The 14,124-nt window shown below is 75.3% G+C and carries 13 protein-coding genes; 11 read left to right on the forward strand and 2 right to left on the reverse strand.

Features of this window, described 5'->3' with window-relative positions; genetic code table 11:
• Positions 1-37: 37 nt before the first annotated feature.
• Positions 38-1,708, reverse strand: coding sequence for a carbohydrate binding domain-containing protein (locus tag ACWGB8_RS34855; RefSeq protein ID WP_452217670.1), 1,671 nt, complete (start codon positions 1,706-1,708; stop codon positions 38-40).
• A 359-nt stretch (positions 1,709-2,067) separates the two neighbouring features.
• Between ACWGB8_RS34855 and ACWGB8_RS34860 the strand changes: the two genes are divergently transcribed.
• The 8 genes from ACWGB8_RS34860 to murQ all read left to right on the forward strand — a co-directional run bounded on the left by ACWGB8_RS34860 (position 2,068) and on the right by murQ (position 11,481).
• Positions 2,068-3,435, forward strand: coding sequence for a serine hydrolase domain-containing protein (locus tag ACWGB8_RS34860; RefSeq protein ID WP_452217682.1), 1,368 nt, complete (start codon positions 2,068-2,070; stop codon positions 3,433-3,435).
• 256 nt (positions 3,436-3,691) lie between these two features.
• Complete coding sequence (locus ACWGB8_RS34865) at positions 3,692-4,558, forward strand: GNAT family N-acetyltransferase (RefSeq protein WP_452217671.1); 867 nt, start codon at positions 3,692-3,694, stop codon at positions 4,556-4,558.
• Complete coding sequence (locus tag ACWGB8_RS34870) at positions 4,555-5,400, forward strand: lysophospholipid acyltransferase family protein (RefSeq protein WP_452217672.1); 846 nt, start codon at positions 4,555-4,557, stop codon at positions 5,398-5,400. Before ACWGB8_RS34865 ends, ACWGB8_RS34870 begins: the two co-directional genes overlap by 4 nt.
• 57 nt (positions 5,401-5,457) lie before the next feature.
• Complete coding sequence (locus ACWGB8_RS34875; RefSeq protein ID WP_452217673.1) at positions 5,458-6,405, forward strand: XRE family transcriptional regulator; 948 nt, start codon at positions 5,458-5,460, stop codon at positions 6,403-6,405.
• Between the two features lie 370 nt (positions 6,406-6,775).
• Positions 6,776-7,765, forward strand: coding sequence for a prolyl aminopeptidase (gene pip, locus ACWGB8_RS34880; protein WP_452217674.1), 990 nt, complete (start codon positions 6,776-6,778; stop codon positions 7,763-7,765).
• 101 nt (positions 7,766-7,866) lie between these two features.
• Positions 7,867-9,219, forward strand: a complete 1,353-nt coding sequence (locus ACWGB8_RS34885; RefSeq protein ID WP_452217675.1) for a hypothetical protein — start codon at positions 7,867-7,869, stop codon at positions 9,217-9,219.
• 64 nt (positions 9,220-9,283) lie between these two features.
• Complete coding sequence (locus ACWGB8_RS34890) at positions 9,284-10,282, forward strand: YdcF family protein (RefSeq protein WP_452217676.1); 999 nt, start codon at positions 9,284-9,286, stop codon at positions 10,280-10,282.
• Positions 10,283-10,542: 260 nt separating this feature from the next.
• Positions 10,543-11,481: an N-acetylmuramic acid 6-phosphate etherase gene (gene murQ, locus ACWGB8_RS34895; protein ID WP_452217677.1), complete on the forward strand. Its 939-nt coding sequence runs from the start codon at positions 10,543-10,545 to the stop codon at positions 11,479-11,481.
• Positions 11,482-11,685: 204 nt separating this feature from the next.
• On the opposite strand, the gene ACWGB8_RS34900 is transcribed toward murQ, so the two are convergent.
• Positions 11,686-12,144: an SRPBCC family protein gene (locus ACWGB8_RS34900; RefSeq protein ID WP_452217678.1), complete on the reverse strand. Its 459-nt coding sequence runs from the start codon at positions 12,142-12,144 to the stop codon at positions 11,686-11,688.
• 136 nt (positions 12,145-12,280) lie between these two features.
• Here ACWGB8_RS34900 and ACWGB8_RS34905 point away from each other — a divergent pair, with 136 nt between their 5' ends.
• The 3 genes from ACWGB8_RS34905 to ACWGB8_RS34915 all read left to right on the forward strand — a co-directional run.
• Positions 12,281-13,177 (forward strand): Rieske 2Fe-2S domain-containing protein, encoded by an 897-nt coding sequence (locus tag ACWGB8_RS34905; RefSeq protein ID WP_452217679.1) that lies wholly within the window; start codon positions 12,281-12,283, stop codon positions 13,175-13,177.
• A gap of 39 nt (positions 13,178-13,216) precedes the next feature.
• Complete coding sequence (locus tag ACWGB8_RS34910) at positions 13,217-13,873, forward strand: HemK2/MTQ2 family protein methyltransferase (protein ID WP_452217680.1); 657 nt, start codon at positions 13,217-13,219, stop codon at positions 13,871-13,873.
• Positions 13,874-13,886: 13 nt separating this feature from the next.
• On the forward strand, positions 13,887-14,124 hold a 238-nt coding region (locus tag ACWGB8_RS34915), incomplete at its 3' end, for a CDGSH iron-sulfur domain-containing protein (protein ID WP_452217681.1).

Consider the following 14,124-nt stretch of genomic DNA (forward strand, 5'->3'; position numbering starts at 1 on the left):
CCCCCGAACGGGGGGCCGGGCAGCGGGCGGAGCCGGATCAGCCGGTGAAACCGGCGGTGAGGGAGGTGAACTGCCAGGGGTTCTGGGCGATGCCCGAGCAGTTCTCCTGCAGGCCGCCGCCCGGGCACGGGCGGTCGCGGTTGACCGACCAGAACGCCAGGCGGGCGATGTGGTGCGTGTTGGCCCAGTCCCGGATCGCGGTCCAGTTGGCGACCGTGGTGGTCTCATTGGTGTCGCTGAGACCGTTCATGCCGGAGATGCCGATGTGCGCGTACGCGGTGGCGTCGTTCCAGCCGAAGGTGGACTTGAGCTTGTTCTTCAGGCCCTCGGTGGCGGAGACCGTGGCCGCGTACATGTCGGTGGAGGCGTTGCCGAAGTCGAACGGCATGATGGTGAAGACGTCGATGTCGGCGTTGAGCGCCTTCGCCTGCTCGATCAGCCGGTTGCCGTAGTAGGTCGGGCCGGTGGTCGCGGTGCCGAAGGTCAGGATCGTGCGCAGGCCGGGGTTGTTCTGCTTGACGATCCTGAGCGCGGTCAGGATCCGGTCCTGGACCGCGGTGTTCTCGAACTCGTCGGTGTTCTCGATGTCGACGTCGATGGCCTTGAGGCCGTACGCGTCGATCACCTTCTGGTACGCGCCCGCCAGGGCCTCGGCGGTGGCGCAGTTGGGGCCGAGCTTGTTGCCCTGCCAGCCGCCGATGGACGGGACCACGTCGCCGCCGGCCGCCCGGACGGCGTTGACGGTGGCCTGGTCCACGCCGTTGAGCAGCGGACGCTGGCTGTCCCAGGTCGGGTTGCAGCCGTTCTGCGCGAGGATGAACGCCAGGGTGAACCACTTGATGCCGGTGGCGTTCATGACGGTGGTCGGGGACGGCGTGTCGCCCCAGCCGTTGTAGAGGTACGGCGCGGCCTGCTTGAAGCCGGCCGGGGTGCCGCCGCCCTCGTCGGTGGTGACGGTCACCGGGTTGGAGACCGGCGAGGTGTTGCCGGCCCCGTCGCGGGCCCGGACGGTGAAGGTGTACGAGGTCTTCGCCGCCAGCCCGGTCACCGTGGTGCCGGTCGCGCTGCCCGGCGCGGTGGCGACCACGCTGCCGCCCTGGTAGACGTCGTACCCGGTGACGGACCGGTTGTCGGTGGAGGCGTTCCACGCGAGCGTCACGGTCGAGGAGGACTTCCCGGTGGAGCGCAGGTCGCCCGGGACGGTGGGCGGCTGGGTGTCGGCCTCGCCGCCGGGCCCGTCCAGGCTCAGGTCGTCGGCGTAGTAGGTGCCCTGCCCGTACCAGCCGTTGAGGTACACCTCGGCGCTGGTCTGGTTGGCGCCGGTGGTGAAGGAGACGCTCAGCTTCTTCCAGTCGCCGGCCGTGGTCCAGGTGGACGCACCACCGGTGACCCCGAGGTAGACGTAGTTGCCGCGGACCCAGCCGGACAGCGTGTACGCGGTGCCCGGCTGCACGGCGACGGTCTGGGTGCAGCGGGCGTTGTCGCTCGCGCTCGCGGCGCCCGCCAGCGCCTTGGCGCCGCCGTGCACGGGGGTCGCGACGACCGAGCCGAGACCGCCGGAGCAGCTCCAGCCGGAGAGCGTGCCGGTCTCGAAACCGGCGTTGGCGAGCAGGTTGGCCGCATGCGCGGGGGTGGGCAGGCTGAACGCGGCAGCGGCCGCGAGCAGTACTGCCGCACCTGCGGCGGGCAGTCGGGTGCGGATGTGCACCGGTGACCTCCAGTGGGGGCGTGTGGGGTGGAGGTGCGGGGAGCCTGAAGAACGGGGGTGCCCGGTGCAGGGGGCCGGACTGCGGTGCCAGGCTCCCAAATTGGCCTGTACCAATCGGACTGTCAAGTACCTGTCGCCCGACCGGTCGTGGAACCGCCGGTCGGCGCACCGGGCGAAAACGGCTCGGAGCCGGACGCCCCGCCGGGCTAGCGTGGCCTTCGTGCACGGAGCGGGAGCCGCTCCCACAACCGAGGGATTCCGAGAACCAGATGACCGACCAGCCCGACACCGCGTCCGCCGAGCGCCCCGCCGCCCCGGCCCCGGCCGTCCCGCACGACGTCGACCTGCCCGACGCCGCGCTGCTGCCCGCCACCCGCCGCGCCCTGCTGCACCGGATCGCCGTCGCCCAGGCCGAGGGCCGGACGCCCTCGCTCGTCGCCGCGGTCGTCCGGGACGGCCGCCTCGTCTGGAGCGGCGCCCGCAGCATGATCGACGGCCACGCGCCGGACACCGGCGTGCAGTACCGGATCGGCTCGATCAGCAAGACCTTCGCCGCCGTCCTGGTGCTCCGGCTGCGCGACGAGGGCCTGCTCGACCTCGCCGACCCGCTGGCGAAGCACCTGCCCGACGCCCCGGCCGGCCACGCCACCGTCGCCCAACTGCTCTCCCACTCCGCCGGCCTCGCCGCCGAGACGCCCGGCCCCTGGTGGGAGCGGACCGACGGCTCGCTGCGGCCCGAACTCGGCGACCTCCTCGCCGACGACCCCTACAAGCACCCCGCCGGACGCCTCCACCACTACTCCAACCCCGGCTACGCGCTGCTCGGCGCGCTGGTCGAGCAGCTGCGCGGCGCACCGTGGTTCGAGGTGCTGCGCCGCGAGGTCCTGGCACCGCTCGGCCTCACCCGCACCACCCTGCTCCCCGAGGCCCCGCACGCCGGCGGCTTCGCCGTCCACCCCTGGGCCGACGTCATGCTGGCCGAACCGCTCACCGACACCGGCCGGATGGCCCCCGCCGGCCAGCTCTGGTCCACCGCCGCCGACCTCGCCCGCTGGGCCGCCTTCCTGGCCGGCCGCGCCCCCGGCGGCGCCGAGGTGCTCGCCGCCGACACCCTCGCCGAGCTGCGCCGCCCCGCGGTCGCCCCCGGCGGCGAGGAGTGGTCGTCCTCCTACGGCCTCGGCCTCCAACTGGTCCGCCGCGGCGGCCGCCTCCTGCACGGCCACAGCGGCTCGATGCCCGGCTTCACCGCGGGCCTGTGGATCAGCGACGCCGACGACCTGGCCGCGGTCGTCCTCGCCAACGTCACCTCCGGCGCGAGCCCCTCCGCCGTCGCCGCCGACCTGATCGCGCTCACCGCCGAGCACGAGCCGAGGCTCCCCGCGCCCTGGCGCCCGATGGACGACGCCGACCCGGAACTGCTCGCCCTCACCGGCCCCTGGTACTGGGGCACCACCGCGTACGCCCTCCACCTGCGGGCGGGCCGCGCCCTGGAGCTCACCGAGCTCGGCGGCGGCGCGCGGGCCTCCCGCTTCCGCCCCGAGCCGGACGGCACCTGGACCGGGCTCGACAACTACCACGCCGGGGAGACCCTGCGCGTGGTGCGCACCGCCGACGGCGGCGCCGGCCACCTCGACCTCGGCTCCTTCGTGCTCACCCGCACCCCGTACGACCCCGCCGCCCCCGTCCCCGGCGGCGTCGACCCGCGCGGCTGGGGCAACGGCTCCTGAGCCCGGACGCGGGGGCGGACGGAGCCGGGCCGGCAGGGACGGACGGGGCCGGTCGGGCCGGGGAGGCGGGGTCGTACGGGGCCGGGTAGTCCCATTCAACAGGTGCACATCTGCGCTCCCCCGAACGGCAACGTGGACGCCAGCCGGCAAGGAGAGACATACGGGTACCGGTTCGCACGACCCACGAACGCGCGGACCGGGCGGCGCCACGGAGCTCCGTGGCCGCCGTCGACCGTGCTGCCCTGGAGGGTCCGTCATGACCACCGTCCCCGCGTACACTCCGTCCGCCCCCGCACCGCGGGCCGCCACCCGCACGGCACCGCCGCAGCCCGTCTACACCGTCTCCCTCGCCCGGGACGAGGACGACGTCCGCGCCGCCCAACTGCTGCGCCACCAGGTCTTCGCCGAGGAGATGGGCGCGGCCCTGCACAGCCCCGTCGCCGGGCTGGACGTCGACCCGTTCGACGAGTTCTGCGACCACCTGCTGGTGCGCGAGGGCGAGCAGGGCACCGTCGTCGGCACCTACCGGATGCTGCGCCCCGAGGCCGCCCGCCGGGCCGGCCGGCTCTACTCCGACGGCGAGTTCGACCTCGGCCGGCTCGGCGGCATCCGCGACGGCCTGGTCGAACTCGGCCGCTCCTGCATCCACGCCGACCACCGCGGCAACGGCGCGGTCATCAACCTGATGTGGGGCGGCATCGCCCGCTACCTCGCCGACACCGGCAACACCTGGCTCGGCGGCTGCTGCTCCGTCCCGCTGGACGACGGCGGCGCGACCGCCGCCCGGGTCTGGGACGCCGTCAGCGCCAAGTACCTGGCCCCCGAGGAGTACCGGGTCACCCCGCACCGGCCCTGGGACCCGGCCGGCGTGGCCCGCGCCGAGCGCGGCGGCCTGCCGCCGCTGCTGCGCGGCTACCTGCGGCTCGGCGCCTGGGTCTGCGGCGCGCCCGCCTACGACCCGGACTTCGCGTGCGCGGACCTCTATGTGCTCCTCTCGCTGGAGCGGACCGACCCCCGCTACCTGCGGCACTTCCTCGCCGGGGTGCCGGCCGGCGGCGCCGGGGCGACCCCCGCGGAGGCGGCGGTCGCGGCGGCCGGCACCCCGGGAGCGCCGGCGGCATGAGCGTCTGGCTGCCGACCGCGACCTGCACCCCCTCGGCCTGCCTGAGCGAGCCGGGCCCGGTGGTGGCCCGGCCGCTGCGGGCACTGCGGCTGACGGGGTTCCTGCTCGCGCTGCTGATCGGGCTCGCGCTCTGCCCGCTCGTCCTGCTGCTGCCCCGGGCCGTGCGGTACGCGGCGGCCCGGCGCTGGGCGCGGATCCTGCTCGGCACGCTCGGGGTGCGCCTGCGGGTCACCCGGGAGCCGGCGCCGGTCCCGCCGGACGCCACTGCGCACGGCGACGCGGGCGGCGGTGTGCTGGTGGTGGCCAACCACGTCTCCTGGCTGGACATCCCGCTCATCGCAGCCTGCCGCCCCGGGCGCTCGATCGCCAAGACCGAGGTGCGGAGCTGGCCGGTGCTCGGCCCGCTCACCACCTGGGGCGGGACGGTCTTCCTGGACCGCGACCGGCTGCGCGCCCTGCCCGCCACCGTCGAGCAGGTGGCCGGCCTGCTGCGGGCCGGCCACCCGGTGACGGTCTTCCCGGAGGGGTCGACCTGGTGCGGCCGGGAGAGCGGGCGGTTCCGGCCGGCCTTCTTCGAGGCGGCCGTCCGGGCCGGGGTGCCCGTCCAGCCGGTGCGGATCCGCTACCGGTCGGACGGCGCCGCCACCAGCGCCCCCGCGTTCGTCGGCGAGGACGGCCTGCTCGCCTCCCTGGCCCGCGTGGTCGCCGCCCGCGGCCTGGTCGCGGAGCTGGCGTTCCTGCCGACGCTGCCGTCCACCGCCCCCGGCACCTCCCGCCGCACCCTCGCCGCAGCGGCCCAGCGGGCGGTGGAGGCGCACCCGTTCCAGCACCTACAGCGCTGAGCGGGCGACGGGCGGCGCCCTTGCCCGTCCGCAGCACACGCACGATGATGGCGGCCCATGACGGGAAGCGGTGGTTTCGAGCCCGATGCGGTCCACGGGGCCGCCACGACAGCCGAGTTGCTGGCCCTGATGCGGCAGCTCAAGGAACACGCGGGGCTGACGTACCGCGGGATCGAGGAGCGGGCCGCCGCCCACGGCGACGTGCTGGCCCGGAGCACCCTCGCCGACACGCTGCGCCGGACGGGCCTGCCGCGGCCCGAGGTCCTGGCCGCGTTCGTCCGGGCCTGCGGGGAGGGCGAGCGGGTCGACGACTGGCTCGCGGCACACCACAGGGCCGCCGGGGCGGCGACCGGGCCCACCGCGCCGCCCGACGCCCCGCACCCGCCCGAAGCCCCGCCGCGCCGGCTCGCGCGCCGACCGCTCCTCGCCGGGCTGGCCGCGGTGGTGGTGCTGGCGGGCGGCGCCGTCCTGTTGAACGCCACGGACTCCGCCCGGCGGCCTGCCGCCGAACCCGCGGCCGGGCCGGGACCGGCGGGCGGCGAGGTGCGGATCCGTCCGGCCTCCGCGCCCGGACTCTGCCTCACCGAGGGCCGCGACCGGCAGAACCGGTACTCCACCGCGGTCGCCGTCCAGCGCCCCTGCGACCGGGCCGTGCCGCCGCGCACGCTGCTGGAGGAGCTCGGCGGCGGGCTGTACCGGATCCGGTGGGTGCACCCGGAGTTCGGCGAGGGCTGTCTGACGGTGCTGCGCGGCGGTGCGGCGTCCGGGCTGCTGGAGCCGCGCGACGACTGCGCCGGCGCCACCCGCTTCCGGATCGAACGGGCCGCCGGCGCGGACGGCTACCGGGTGCGCACCCCGGGCGACGGGACCTTCTGCCTCGGTATGGCCGCGCCGGGCGCCGACGGCGGTGGTACCGGCCCGGGCGCCGACGGCATCGAGGCCGTGGAGCAGCCCTGCACCTCCACCGCCGCCCCGGAACAGCGCTTCCTCATCGATCCCTCCTGAGCCTGCGAACCGTGCGCCTGCCGACCCGGCCCCCCCGGGAGCGGGACGGCGGCGGCCCGCCGTCCCGCTCCACCGTGCGCGGCCCCCCGGCCGTGGCAACCGGGCGTTCCCCGCGCACCCGGTGGCCACCGGGGCCGCCGGTGGGGCGCCGGCCACCGGGGGCCGCGCCGGGATGGATCCTGGCGGCCACCGCGCCGCCGCCGCAAGCTTTTTGCTGTCCGGGACACCCTCCGGCCCGGACACCGCCGCCGACCTGCGCTGTCCGGACCGCCCGGGCCCGGTCCGGACAACCGGGGGCCGGCGCCGGCGGGCACCGGATAGGGTCGACCGGGCCCCGTCCGTCGCCGCGCAGACCAAGGAGGCACCCGCCATGCCCGAGCTGTACCCGCCGTACGAGCCGTACGCCCAGGGGCTGTTGGACGTCGGCGACGGCAACCGGATCCACTGGTCGGCCGCCGGGGACCCGGACGGCAAGCCGGCCCTGGTGGTGCACGGCGGCCCCGGCTCGGGCCACCACCCGCGCAGCCGCCGCTACTTCGACCCGGAGCGCTTCCGGGTGGTCCTGTTCGACCAGCGCGGCTGCGGCCTGAGCACCCCGCACGCGGCCGATCCGGCGACCTCCCTGGCGCACAACACCACCGCGCACCTGGTCGCCGACATGGAGCGGCTGCGCGAGCACCTGGGCGTCGACCGCTGGCTGCTGTACGGGGGTTCCTGGGGTTCGACGCTGATCCTGGCCTACGCAGAGGCCCATCCGGAGCGGGTGTCGGAGGTCGTCCTGTGCGGGGTGACCACGACCCGGCCGGAGGAGACCGACTGGCTGTACCGGGGCGTCGGGCGGCTGCTGCCCGGTGCCTGGGAGGCGTTCCGCGACGCCCTGCCGCCGGCGGACCGCGACGGCGACCTGGTGGCGGCCTACGACCGCCTGTTGAACGGGCCGGACGAGCGGGCGCGGCTGGCCGCCGTCCGCGCCTGGTCGACCTGGGAGGACGCGGTGATCGCCCACGAGTCGCTCGGCCACCCCACCGCGTACACCGACCGGCCCGCCGACGCGCTGGTGGCCTTCACCCGGATCACCGCGCACTACTTCGCCCGGGACGCCTTCCTGGCGGACGGTCAACTGCTGCGCGACGCACACCGGCTGGCCGGCATCCCCGGCGCGCTGATCCACGGCCGGCTGGACCTCGGCTCGCCGCTCGCCACCGCCTGGGAGCTGGCGAAGGCCTGGCCCGACGCGGAGCTGACGGTCGTTCAGGACTCGGGCCACACCGGCAGTCCGGCGATGCGGGACGCGGTGCTCGCGGCCGTCGAGCGGTTCGCCCCGCCGGCGGCCCCGCGCAGCTCACCGCCGGCCCCCTGAAGACCCTTGTGCTCCAGGGCGGACATGACAGAGGATCATGCCGTTCGGCCGGGATTCGATCACGGGTCACGGCAAGCACAGCCACCACGGGGGTACCACCGATGTCCACGCAGTCCGCAGGCCGTGACGGAGCCGTCCGCGCGCCCGGCCGCCGCACCCTGCTCGCCGGCCTGACCGGTGCCGGCGCGCTCGCCGGCACCATGGCGCTCGGCGCCCGGGACGCCGTCGCGGCGCCCACGGCCGAAACCGCCGGTCTCGACGACTACGTCGTGAGCGTCGTCACCGAGGGCGCCGACGCGACCGGGAAGACCCCGAGCGACGCCGCCTTCAAGGCCGCCGCCCTGAAGATGCTGGGGGGCGCCCCGAAGACCGGCTACTCCCCCAAGAAGGTCCTGGTGATCCCGCCGGGCACCTACCTGATCACCCAGCCCGACGCGCTGCTCCCGGCCGTCCAGGCCACCACCACCGACGGGGTGATCGACGGCATTTCGATCAGCGGCTACGGCAAGCGGATCACCCGCATCGTCTACTCGCCGACCGCCCGGAACACGGTGTTCTGGAGCAACCCGGACCGCTACAAGAACATCCGGATCAGCGGCCTGACCTTCGAGAGCACCGACGCCACCTCGACGTTCAACTACGCCTACTCCTCCGCACAGTTCGGCGTCCAGGACACCTGGTACACGGACGTGGAGTGGCGCGGCGCCTGGAAGGCCGGGATCGTCCTGGACGGCCCCGACGGCACCTCCAACCTCAACAGCGAGATGGGCTGGGACCACTGCCAGATCAGCGGCTCCTACGCGGACGCCTTCCTGGTCATGGGTGCCAAGCCCGCCCAGGAGCAGCAGGACCAGTTCCTCAACTACTGGTTCCGCGACTGCAAGGTCGAGTTTCAGTCGGGCATCTTCGTGCGCAACGAGCGCGGCGGCTCGCTGAACTTCATCGGCGGCTCGTACATCCTGACCGACACCAACTCCACCGGCACCTTCTTCAAGCTGGGCGCCAACCCCAAGCGCGCCGACTCGGTCATGCGGCTGTACGCGCAGGGCATCCGCTTCGAACTGCGCGGCCCGAACCACAAGCTGATCGACTCGAACTGGTACAAGGGCACGATCACCTTCGTCTCCTGCGACGACACCGCCAACTACTACAAGGACTGGGTGACGGACGCCCAGGGCAAGCTCGTGCAGACCCACGTCTACCGCTTCGACGCCGTCAGCCCCTCCCGGGCGCCGATGATCCGCTACCAGGACTGCGGGCTGATGGGTTCGCACCACGTGGCCGCGGCGACCGCCACCACGGTGGGCAAGGTGCTGTACGACGGCTGCCGGTTCATCAGCACGACGGCCGGGACCGGCGCCAACGGATTCCTGCAGTGGACCGGCTCGGCGCCCTCGTACGAGTTCCGCGACTGCCAGGGCAAGGCGGCCCGGATCGCCGACGTCAAGGCGTAGGGCGTGTCCGGCGGCCCCGGTGGACCCCTCGACGGGGTCCGCCGGGGCCGCCTACGATACGGGCATGATCGCCTACGCCCCCGCCATCCTCTTCTTCACGCTGTGCGGCATCGGAGTGCTGCGCGACCGCCGGCGGTTCAGCAACGCCGTCCTGCTCGGCATCGCCGTCACCCTGCTGGCGCTGGCGCTGGTCGCCGAACTGCGCAAGGCCCCGACCCTGGTCGCCGAGTTGGCGGTGCTGGCGATCCTGCTGCTGCCCGCGCTCGGCACCCTGGCGCTGATCGGCTTCCTGCTCCACAACGGCATGACCATGATCCGCAAGGAGGGCATGCGGCCGGCCAACCTGCTGTCGCTGCTGGCCGGTCTCGGCATGCTCGGGGTGCTCGTCCTGCTCGCCGCCGCGCTCGTGACGCAGTCGTACACCCTGGGCGTGCTGGCCGGGACGTCCGTGCTGGTGCTCGGGTACGTCTCCTTCCTCTTCGTCTGCTTCGTCGGCTACGCCTTCCTCTACGGCCGCCACCGCCCGCGCAAGGACGTCGACTTCGTGGTGGTCCTGGGCTCCGGGCTGATCGGCGGCGAGCGGGTGCCCCCGCTGCTGGCCAGCCGGCTGGAGCGCGGGCGCGACGTGTACGAGAAGCAGGCCGCGCGCGGCAACCCGCCGGTGCTGATCACCTCCGGCGGCCAGGGCCCGGACGAGAAGCTGCCCGAGTCCCACGCCATGGCGGACTACCTGACCGACAGCGGCTTCCCGGCCGAGCACGTGGTGCGCGAGGACCGCTCCCGCACCACCGAGGAGAACCTGGAGTTCAGCCGGGTCATCATGGAGCAGGCCAAGCCCGAGTACCGCTGCGTGATCGTCACCAACAACTTCCACGCCTTCCGGGCCGCCCTGATGGCGCGCAGGACCGGCGTCAACGGCCAGGTCTTCGGCTCGCGCACCGCCGCGTACTACTGGCCGAGCGCCACCATCCGCGAGTTCGCCGCGGTGTTCCTGGCCCACAAGGTCGTCAACTTCGGCATCTGCGGCCTGATCGCGCTCTGCGGCGTGCTGGCCGTGGTCTGACCCCGGCCGCGGCCGGCCGGGCCGGGCAGGTCAGGGCAGGGCAGGGCAGGGCAGGGCACGGTGCGGACGGGAAGCCGGTGGAGCGGGGCAGGGGTGTCGCGGAGCCGGCTGCCCGCCTCGTCGGCATAGGTTCGGCCGTACCTGCGCAGGAGTTCGGCGACGGTGTTCCGGTGGCTCATGGCGCGGCCTCCCGACGGCGGGCTCCCCCGGAGCGACTGCCCGGGACCGGCGGCGGCATGCGGGCGGCGAGGAGGGTACGGATGGACGGGGCGGAGCGGTCGGGGACGGACCGCGGGCTGCCGGCGACCGAGGCGGTCGGGCCGCGGTGGCGGGAACTGGACCTGCTGCCGACGCTCGACCTGCTGCGGCTGGTCAACGCCGAGGACCGCCGGGTACCGGAGGCCGTGGCCCGGCAACTCCCCCGGCTCGCCGCCGTGGTGGACGCGGTCGCGGGCGGGATGGCGCGCGGCGGGCGGCTGGTGTACGCGGGCGCGGGCACCGCGGGGCGGCTGGGGGTGCTGGACGCGAGCGAGTGCCCGCCCACCTTCGGCGTCCCGCCCGGGCTCGTGGTGGGTCTGGTCGCGGGCGGCGAACCGGCCCTGGTGACGGCCGTGGAGGGCGCCGAGGACCGGCCGGACGGGTCCTGGGCCGAGCTGGACGCGCTGCGGCTGACGGCGGCGGACACACTGGTCGGGATCTCGGCGTCCGGCCGGACCCCGTACACGCTCGGGGCGGTCCGCCGGGCCCGGGCGGCGGGTGCGCTGACGGTCGGGCTGGCCTGCTGCCGCGGCTCGGAGCTGGGAGCGGCGGCGGAGCTGGCCGTCGAGGTGGAGGTCGGCCCGGAGGTCCTGGCCGGGTCGACCCGGCTGAAGGCGGGCACGGCCCAGAAGCTGGTGCTCAACCTGCTGTCCACCGCGGTGATGGTCCGCCTGGGACACACCTACGGCAATCTGATGGTCGGGCTGCGGGCGGGCAACGAGAAGCTGCGCGACCGGGCGCAGCGGATCGTCGTCGAGGCGACCGGGGCGGAGCCGGACGCGGCCGCCCGGGCCCTGGCGGCCACCGGCGGGGCGGTCAAGGACGCGATCCTGGTGCTCCTCGCCGGGGTGGACGCCGCGACGGCCGCCCGGCTGCTGGCCGCGGTCGACGGCCGGCTGCGCGACGCCCTGGCCGCGGCGGGCGCGCCCCGCGCCCACTGAGGTGCCCGGTGCGCCGATGCCGACGGCCGCCCGGATGAGGGGTCATCACGGCGTCGGAGGCTGTCCGGACGAGGGGCCATCGCCGCCTCGGACACCGGCGCACCGGCGGGGCGGCGTCCCCGGGCGGCCCAAGCGCACGGACGGGCCCGCGGGCCCCGGTCGTTCCCGGGGCCCGCGGTGCGACGACGCGGTGCGGCGGCGGGATCAGCTCGGACTGATGCGGCCCCGCCAGCCGCCCTCCTCGCGTTCCATGTGCTCGACGTAGTCCTTGAACCGCCGCAGGTCGCCCTTGACCCGCCGGTCGACCATCCCGAGCATGTCGCCGGTCCGCTCGGCCATACCCGTGGGTTCGAAGTCCATGGCCAGGTGGACCCGGGTGTGCCGGTCGTCGATCCGCTGGAAGGTGACCACGCCCTTCTGCGTGACGTCGCCGTCGACGGTGCGCCACGCGACGCGCTCGTCGGCCAGCTGGTCCACGATCTCGGTGTCGAACTCGCGGGTGACGCCGGCGATGCTGGTCCGCCAGTGGTTGTGCCGTTCGTCGAGCTGGGTGACCGACTCGACGCCCTCCATGAACTTCGGGAACTCCTCGAAGAGCGTCCACTGGTTGTAGGCGGTGTGGAGCGGCACGTCCACGTCGACCGATTCCTTCACCAGGCTCATGGTGCGACCTCCTCGTCCGGATGCCGCCGGGGCTGTCCCGGCCGCCTCCGCGCGCCTGCCCGGCTTCCGCCCGGACAATCGCGTCCCGGCCGGCCCGCGGAGGTTTGGCCGTCCGGGCAGCGGCTAGCCGCCCGGCATGGACACTACGCACACCTCCGCCTGGCAGAGCGCGCCGTGGGCCCGCCGACTGCGCGACGCCCTGGACGCCCCCTCCGGCTGGACCTTCCTCGACGTACCGGCCGGACCGCTGCGCAAGGCCGTGGCGGGCCTGCCCCTCGGTCCGTACCGCGACGCCCTGCACGGCGTCTGGCTCGGCCACCCGCTGCACCCGGCGCTGGTGCAGGTCCCGTTCGGCTGCTGGCTGTCGGCCGGCCTGCTGGACGCGACCGGGCTGCACCGCCGGGCGGCCAGCTTCCTGGTCGCGGCCGGGCTCGCGACCGTCCCGCCCGCGGCCCTGGCCGGCTGGGTGGACTGGGCGAAGCTCGACCCGCCCCGGCAGCGCACCGGCCTGGTGCACGGCCTCGCCAACACCACCGGCGTCGCCCTGTACGCGGCCTCGCTGGCCGCCCGGCTCCGGGGCCGGCGGATGCACGGGCGCCTGCTCGGCTTCGCCGGTCTGGCCGTGATCTCCGGGGGCGCCGCGCTCGGCGGCCACCTCGCCTACCGGCAGGCCGCCGGACCGAACCGGGCCGCCGAGGTCGAGCGGCTGGCCGACCCGGACTGGCGGGAGATCGGCACGCTCGACGACTTCCCGGACGGCGAGCCGGTGCTCCGGATGGCCGGGCAGCTGCCCGTGGTGGTCGTCCGGTCCGGCCCGGACTGCACGGTCATGGCGGGCCGCTGCAGCCACCTGTCCGGCCCGCTGGCCGACGGCGCCCTGGTCGACGGCTGCCTGGTCTGCCCGTGGCACGGCAGCGAGTTCCGGCTGACCGACGGCCGGGTGGTGAACGGCCCGGCGACCGCCCCGCAGCCGGTGTTCGAGACCCGGGTGCTCGCCGGGCACCTGGAGGTCCGGTTGCCCGAGGGCGGCTGAGCCGGGTTTCCGTCCCGGGCCTGCGGGCAGCCGCCCGGCATGAAGCCGATCATCAGGGCCCCGGGCGTCTACCCGCCCCAGGACGACACCGAACTGCTCATCGAGAACCTGCGGCGCGAACCGCTCGCCGCGGACTCCCGGGTGCTGGACGTGGGCACCGGCACGGGCGCGGTGGCGCTCGCCGCCGCCCGCTCCGGCGCCCGGGTGACGGCGGTGGACGTCTCCGCACGGGCCCTCGTCAACGCCTGGCTCAACGCCCGGCTGCACCGCAGCCGGATCCGGCTGCGCCGCGGCGACCTGCTGCGCCCGGTCGCCCGCAACCGCTTCGACCTGATCACCGCCAACCCGCCGTACGTCCCCTCGGCCCGCGCCGACCTGCCCCGGCACGGCATCGCGCGGGCGTGGGACGCCGGGCGGGACGGCCGCGCGCTGCTGGACCGGATCTGCCGGGAGGCGCCGCCGCTGCTCGCCCCCGGCGGGGTGCTGCTGGTGGTCCAGTCCTCGCTGGCCGGGGTGGCCGCCACGGTGGCGGCGCTGCGGCGGGCCGGGCTGCGGACCTCCGTCACCGACCGGCGGAGGCTGCCGTTCGGTCCGGTGATGACCGCGCGGGCGGGACTGTTCGAGGAGCTGGGGCTGATCCGCCCGGGTCGGCGCGAGGAGGTCCTGGTGGTGGTGCGCGGTGTCCGGCCGGTCTGAGGAGGTGCGCCGGGTGACCCTCCCGACGGAGGGTCCGCTGCTGGTCGAGGGGCCGGTGGAGATCGTGCTGCCGGACGGCACGGTCCGCCGTTCGGACCGGCCGGTGGTGGCGCTCTGCCTCTGCCGGCGCAGTCGGCGCTACCCGTTCTGCGACACCAGTCACCGGCGCCCGCGGGGCCGCCCCAACGACCGGGCGGCGGGCCCCGGCGGGACCGCGTGCGTGGGTGAGGGCCCGGCGGCGGTGGCGGGTT

This window comes from Kitasatospora sp. NPDC054939, from assembly GCF_053610105.1.

Excerpts from the sequence above, each read along its gene's own strand:
- ACWGB8_RS34865 (WP_452217671.1), top strand. The coding sequence starts at position 3,692 with ATGACCACCGTCCCCGCGTACACTCCGTCCGCCCCCGCACCGCGGGCC.
- ACWGB8_RS34870 (WP_452217672.1), top strand. The coding sequence starts at position 4,555 with ATGAGCGTCTGGCTGCCGACCGCGACCTGCACCCCCTCGGCCTGCCTG.
- ACWGB8_RS34875 (WP_452217673.1), top strand. The coding sequence starts at position 5,458 with ATGACGGGAAGCGGTGGTTTCGAGCCCGATGCGGTCCACGGGGCCGCC.
- pip (WP_452217674.1), top strand. The coding sequence starts at position 6,776 with ATGCCCGAGCTGTACCCGCCGTACGAGCCGTACGCCCAGGGGCTGTTG.
- ACWGB8_RS34885 (WP_452217675.1), top strand. The coding sequence starts at position 7,867 with ATGTCCACGCAGTCCGCAGGCCGTGACGGAGCCGTCCGCGCGCCCGGC.
- ACWGB8_RS34890 (WP_452217676.1), top strand. The coding sequence starts at position 9,284 with ATGATCGCCTACGCCCCCGCCATCCTCTTCTTCACGCTGTGCGGCATC.
- murQ (WP_452217677.1), top strand. The coding sequence starts at position 10,543 with ATGGACGGGGCGGAGCGGTCGGGGACGGACCGCGGGCTGCCGGCGACC.
- ACWGB8_RS34900 (WP_452217678.1), bottom strand. The coding sequence starts at position 12,144 with ATGAGCCTGGTGAAGGAATCGGTCGACGTGGACGTGCCGCTCCACACC.
- ACWGB8_RS34905 (WP_452217679.1), top strand. The coding sequence starts at position 12,281 with ATGGACACTACGCACACCTCCGCCTGGCAGAGCGCGCCGTGGGCCCGC.
- ACWGB8_RS34910 (WP_452217680.1), top strand. The coding sequence starts at position 13,217 with ATGAAGCCGATCATCAGGGCCCCGGGCGTCTACCCGCCCCAGGACGAC.